Annotated in this window: 7 protein-coding genes; 3 read left to right on the forward strand and 4 right to left on the reverse strand. The window is 45.4% G+C overall.

Annotated elements, in window-relative coordinates; genetic code table 11:
• The first annotated feature begins 240 nt into the window (after positions 1 to 240).
• On the forward strand, positions 241 to 786 hold the full coding sequence (locus AB4653_RS12655) for a gamma carbonic anhydrase family protein (protein ID WP_009848088.1): 546 nt from the start codon (positions 241 to 243) through the stop codon (positions 784 to 786).
• Here the strand turns inward: AB4653_RS12655 and AB4653_RS12660 are convergent.
• The 4 genes from AB4653_RS12660 to AB4653_RS12675 all read right to left on the reverse strand — a co-directional run bounded on the left by AB4653_RS12660 (position 783) and on the right by AB4653_RS12675 (position 3,470).
• A complete protein-coding gene (locus AB4653_RS12660; protein WP_065676886.1) occupies positions 783 to 1,052 on the reverse strand; it encodes a DUF1488 domain-containing protein in 270 nt (89 codons plus the stop codon). The genes AB4653_RS12655 and AB4653_RS12660 overlap by 4 nt on opposite strands.
• Before the next feature lie 17 nt (positions 1,053 to 1,069).
• Positions 1,070 to 1,900 carry a shikimate dehydrogenase gene (aroE, locus tag AB4653_RS12665; protein ID WP_065676887.1) on the reverse strand — a complete coding sequence of 277 codons (831 nt, stop codon included), beginning with the start codon at positions 1,898 to 1,900 and terminating at the stop codon, positions 1,070 to 1,072.
• Between the two features lie 75 nt (positions 1,901 to 1,975).
• Entirely contained in the window at positions 1,976 to 2,893 is a 918-nt protein-coding gene (gene hemF / locus AB4653_RS12670; protein ID WP_009848091.1) for an oxygen-dependent coproporphyrinogen oxidase, read from the reverse strand.
• 19 nt (positions 2,894 to 2,912) lie between these two features.
• A complete protein-coding gene (locus AB4653_RS12675) occupies positions 2,913 to 3,470 on the reverse strand; it encodes an L-threonylcarbamoyladenylate synthase (protein WP_009848092.1) in 558 nt (185 codons plus the stop codon).
• 195 nt (positions 3,471 to 3,665) lie between these two features.
• Between AB4653_RS12675 and purE the strand changes: the two genes are divergently transcribed.
• Positions 3,666 to 4,151, forward strand: a complete 486-nt coding sequence (gene purE / locus AB4653_RS12680; RefSeq protein WP_004735777.1) for a 5-(carboxyamino)imidazole ribonucleotide mutase — start codon at positions 3,666 to 3,668, stop codon at positions 4,149 to 4,151.
• A gap of 5 nt (positions 4,152 to 4,156) precedes the next feature.
• Complete coding sequence (locus tag AB4653_RS12685) at positions 4,157 to 5,287, forward strand: 5-(carboxyamino)imidazole ribonucleotide synthase (RefSeq protein WP_009848093.1); 1,131 nt, start codon at positions 4,157 to 4,159, stop codon at positions 5,285 to 5,287.
• Positions 5,288 to 5,323 lie beyond the last annotated feature (36 nt).

Consider the following 5,323-nt stretch of genomic DNA (forward strand, 5'->3'; position numbering starts at 1 on the left):
TTCAAAACTTTTTTCAAGTGCTTAGCTTGGCTAATTTGACCTGCTGATTCGTTTTGGTTTCTTACGAAGCCATCCCGTGTCAGCGAGGTGGCATTATAGAGATTTCGATCACACTGGCAAGCCCTTTTTGAAGTTTTTCTTACTTTTTTGATTGTTCGAGCGTTTTTTGTTCAAAACACCCCATTTTCACTAGTATTCCCCTTAATTAACGGCTTAAGGTGCCTATATAAAGGAGGATTTATGAGTTCAATACGCAGTTATAAAGGAATATCCCCTCAGATAGGGCAAGGTGTCTATATAGATACAAGTTCGGTACTGGTTGGTGATATCAAAATCGGTAATGACTCTAGCGTGTGGCCTTTGGTTGCAGCTCGAGGGGATGTGAACCACATTCATATTGGAGAGAGAACGAATATCCAAGATGGTAGTGTCTTGCACGTCACCCATAAGAATGCAGAAAACCCTGAGGGTTACCCTCTATTAATAGGCAATGATGTCACTATCGGTCATAAAGTAATGCTGCATGGCTGCACGATTGAAGATCGTGTACTTGTGGGTATGGGAGCTATTGTGCTTGATGGCGTGATTATTAAAGAAGAAGTGATGGTTGGTGCTGGTAGCTTAGTGCCACCGAACAAGGTACTTGAAAGCGGTTATCTCTATGTAGGAAGCCCGGTAAAACAAGCACGCCCATTAAACGATAAAGAGCGTGCTTTTTTACAGAAGTCAGCTGACAACTATGTTCAGAATAAAAACGACTATCTAGACTCTGTACTTCCAGTCTAAAGCGCTTTGATTTGGATCCGATTAGAGGAGTCATACTCCTCTTCTTCTATTAACTCTTCAGCTAGCTCTTCAATATCGAAACGTAACTCTGAAAAGATAACTAAAGCTTGATCGCCTTCTTCTATATCTTTGCCTGCCAATCGAGACAACTCTTCAATAGACATTACACACTCAATCAGTGCACCCGACTGCTGTGCTGGGAAGGTGATTGATTGATTCTCTTCATCCCAATCTTGGATATCAGAAAATAGAATTGATTGATTCATTTTTTATAAACACCTCATTACATCTCTAGGTTTTTACGTAATTCTCTTAAAATCTGTTTTGTTCCCGGACGAAGACCACGCCAAAGCATAAAGCTTTCTGCTGCCTGCCCCACCAACATACCCAAACCATCATAAGCAGCATGAACACCATTATCTAATGCCCATTGATTAAATACTGTGGTTCCCGATCCATAAACCATGTCATAAACGGCGCTAGTAGAATTGAAAATAGCATCAGACACTTCAGGAAGCTGCCCACTTAGACCAGATGAGGTCGAGTTAATAATGACATCAAAACCTTCATTAACATCACTTAACCCTATACCTTTGATATTTCCATGCGACGAAAACATCTCAGCCAGAAGTTCAGCCTTGGAGCAGGTTCGATTAGCGACCACCAGCTGTTGTGGCTTTTGATCGAGAAGAGGTTGAATCACTCCTCTCGCAGCACCACCAGCGCCAAGAAGAAGAACGCGAGCTCCTTTTAACGCAACTTGATGTTGAAGAAGGTCTTGAACTAAGCCTTCACCATCGGTGTTATCACCAATGATCTCTCCATCATCTAGCTTCTTAAGTGTGTTTACGGCACCTGCTAGTTCAGCTCTCTCAGTCAGGCGATTAGCGAACTGATAAGCATCTTCTTTAAATGGCGCAGTGACATTACACCCTCTCCCACCTTCACTAAAAAATGCTTGAGCAGCAGTGATGAATTCACCTTGTTCTGGCTGGAGTGCTGTATAGGTAAGTTGTTGGCTGGTTTGGCGAGCAAATAATGTGTGAATGAATGGCGATTTGCTTTGCCCAATAGGGTTACCGAAAACGGCATAACGATCTACTTGCTGTGTCATATCCTTACCTAACAGAAATAAAAAAGGGTCATCTATATAGATGACCCTATCACTATCCCTATAAGGAAGGAAGAACTACCAAACTCGAGGCTTTAGGTAGTCGCTATAAAGCCGAGCTTCTGGTGAACCCGCTTGTGGTTCGTAGCGGTATTCCCAACGAGCCAATGGCGGCATCGACATTAATATAGACTCTGTGCGACCACCGCTTTGTAGACCAAATAAGGTGCCACGGTCATACACTAGGTTAAATTCAACATAGCGGCCACGACGGTATAGTTGGAAGTCACGCTCACGTTCGCCATAAGGTGTCTCTTTGCGTCGTTCTACAATTGGTAAGTACGCCGCAGCAAAGCCTTCACCGACCGCCTGCATGTAAGCAAAGCTCTTATCGAAGCCCCACTCATTTAAGTCATCAAAGAACAAACCACCCACACCGCGTGTTTCGTCTCGGTGAGGCAGATAGAAGTATTTATCACACCACTCTTTATGCTCTTGATAAACATCATCACCAAACGGCGCACAAAGATCTTTAGCGGTTTGATGCCAAGATTGGCAGTCTTCATCGAAAGGATAAAATGGCGTTAAATCAAAACCACCACCGAACCACCAGATAGGGTCTTCCCCTTCCTTTTCAGCAATAAAGAAGCGTACGTTGGCGTGTGAGGTTGGGATGTATGGGTTTTTAGGGTGGATAACTAATGAGACACCCATTGCCTCAAACTTGCGTCCAGCTAATTCAGGGCGATGAGCCGTGGCTGAGGCAGGCATTGCCTTACCCGCTACGTGAGAGAAATTAACCCCACCTTGCTCAAATACCGCACCATTGGTCATCACACGAGTTCGACCACCGCCACCAAGGCGTTCGCCAGGTTCACGTTCCCATGCATCTTCTTCAAACAGTGCTGCGCCATCAGCTTGCTCAAGCTGTTGGCAAATCGAATCTTGTAGGCTCAGTAAAAACTGTTTTACTGCTTCTTTATCAATTGCTGACATCTTTCTTCCTCTGCAGGGTTTAACCCTGTCTTAATATTTTCGACGTTTTTGCATCTCTAATTTCGCTTGGCTTCTCACGACCACCCGTTTGACCTTCTAAAATAGCCACCAAATGTTGACCCAGTTGCTGTTGAACTTCTTCAGTCGTCATACAAGGCGATTCACCTGTCAGGTTAGCACTGGTCGAGGTTAACGGCTTACCGAATTCATTACACATTCTTTGAACTAAAGGGTGATCCGTCACTCGCACCGCGATGGATTCAAATTGGCCACTGACCCAGTCAGTTACTTTACTGCTGGTTGGCATTATCCAAGTCACTGGTCCCGGCCATGTCGCTTTCACTGTTGCCAACTGCGCTTCCGTCAACTGGCTTTCATCAATATAGGGCAGCAACTGCTCGTAACTCGCTGCAATTAGGATCAACCCTTTCTCCATCGGCCGCTGTTTTAAATCGAGCAATTTCTTAATGGCTTGTGGATTATCGGGATCACAACCGACCCCAAAAACGCCTTCAGTCGGGTAAGCAATGACTTCACCTTGTTGCAATGCCTGCAAAGTATGTTGAAAGTTATCCACGGGTTGCCTCATAAATTCTGTTATCGAACTCGCTAAGTGTACAAATTATCATTCACTGTGACTAAAGCTATTTGTTTATAAAATGTATCAATTAACAACTTAGACTGACGCAAACGTTTTCCTTAAGCAATTTTACCCGTATAATGCGCGCAAAATATCTAATCACTAATTAAATCGTACCTGAAGGAGTTTGAGATGACTGTCGGTATTATCATGGGTTCTAAATCTGATTGGCCAACAATGAAGCTAGCTGCAGAAATGTTGGATCAGTTTGGCGTGGCGTACGAAACAAAAGTGGTTTCTGCTCACCGCACACCTCAGTTGCTTGCAGATTACGCAACCAGTGCGAAAGAGCGCGGTATTAAAGTGATTATTGCGGGTGCTGGCGGTGCAGCTCACCTTCCGGGCATGGCAGCTGCTTTCACAAGCGTCCCAGTTCTTGGTGTTCCTGTTCAGTCTAAAGCACTGAAAGGCATGGACTCACTGCTTTCTATCGTACAAATGCCAAAAGGTATCGCGGTAGGTACTCTGGCTATCGGTGAAGCTGGCGCTGCCAATGCAGGCATCCTAGCCGCTCAAATCATTGGTACACACAATGAAGAGGTGATGGCGAAAGTAGAAGCGTTCCGCTCTGAGCAAACAGAAACGGTTCTTGCTAATCCAAACCCTGCAGAGGACTAATTCCAATGCATGTTCTTGTGTTAGGCGCGGGCCAACTTGCTCGCATGATGTCCCTAGCTGGGGCACCGCTGAATATTGAAATTTCTGCTTTTGATGTTGGCAGCAAAAATATTGTTCACCCATTAACGCAAGCGATTCTAGGCAACGGCTTAGACAATGCGATTGAGCGTGCGGACGTCATTACTGCTGAATTCGAACATATCCCTCACGATGTTCTTGAGGTATGTGAGCGCAGCGGTAAGTTCTTACCGACAACAGAAGCAATCAAAGCTGGCGGTGACCGTCGCCTTGAAAAAGCCCTGTTAGACGAAGCAAACGTGAAAAATGCTAAGTACTACGAGATTAACTCTCGTGAAGACTTTGACGCTGCGATCGCTCACGTTGGCTTACCAATGGTATTGAAGAGCACACTTGGTGGCTACGATGGCAAAGGCCAGTGGCGCTTAAAGACATTAGATAATGTTAACGCGACTTGGGCAGAAATGGCTGAGTGCATCGCTGCAACAGACAACCAAGCGATTGTTGCTGAAGAGTTTGTCCCGTTTGACCGCGAAGTATCACTGGTGGGTGCTCGTGGCGCTAATGGCGAGATTCAAGTGTACCCACTGGCTGAAAATGTTCACACCGACGGCGTGTTGAGCTTATCGACAGCGATTGATGACATTGAACTGCAAGAGCAAGCAAAAACCATGTTCACCGCTGTTGCAGAACGTTTGGATTACGTTGGCGTGCTAGCGTTAGAGTTCTTTGATGTTAAAGGTTCACTGCTGGTTAACGAGATTGCACCACGTGTTCATAACTCTGGCCACTGGACACAGCAAGGCGCTGAAACTTGTCAGTTTGAGAACCACCTACGTGCTGTGTGCGGTATGCCACTAGGCAGTACTAAACTGATTCGCCCAACCGCAATGATCAACATTCTTGGTGAAGATACCCTACCTGAGGCTATTCTGGCTCAAGGTGGCTGTCATGTTCATTGGTATGGCAAAGAGAAGCGTGCAGGTCGTAAGATGGGCCACATTAACGTGAGCGCTGACTACAACGCAGAGCTGCAAAGAGCGTTATGCTCACTGGCAGACATTCTCGATAAGCAAGCCTACTCTGCTGTGCATGAATTTGCTGAGCAGATGAAGTAAATCTACATTGCTTGATGGATATAGAACGTTTATTGG

The sequence above is a fragment of the Vibrio sp. 10N.222.48.A3 genome (genome assembly GCF_041475345.1).
Lineage (GTDB): Bacteria > Pseudomonadota > Gammaproteobacteria > Enterobacterales > Vibrionaceae > Vibrio > Vibrio tasmaniensis_A.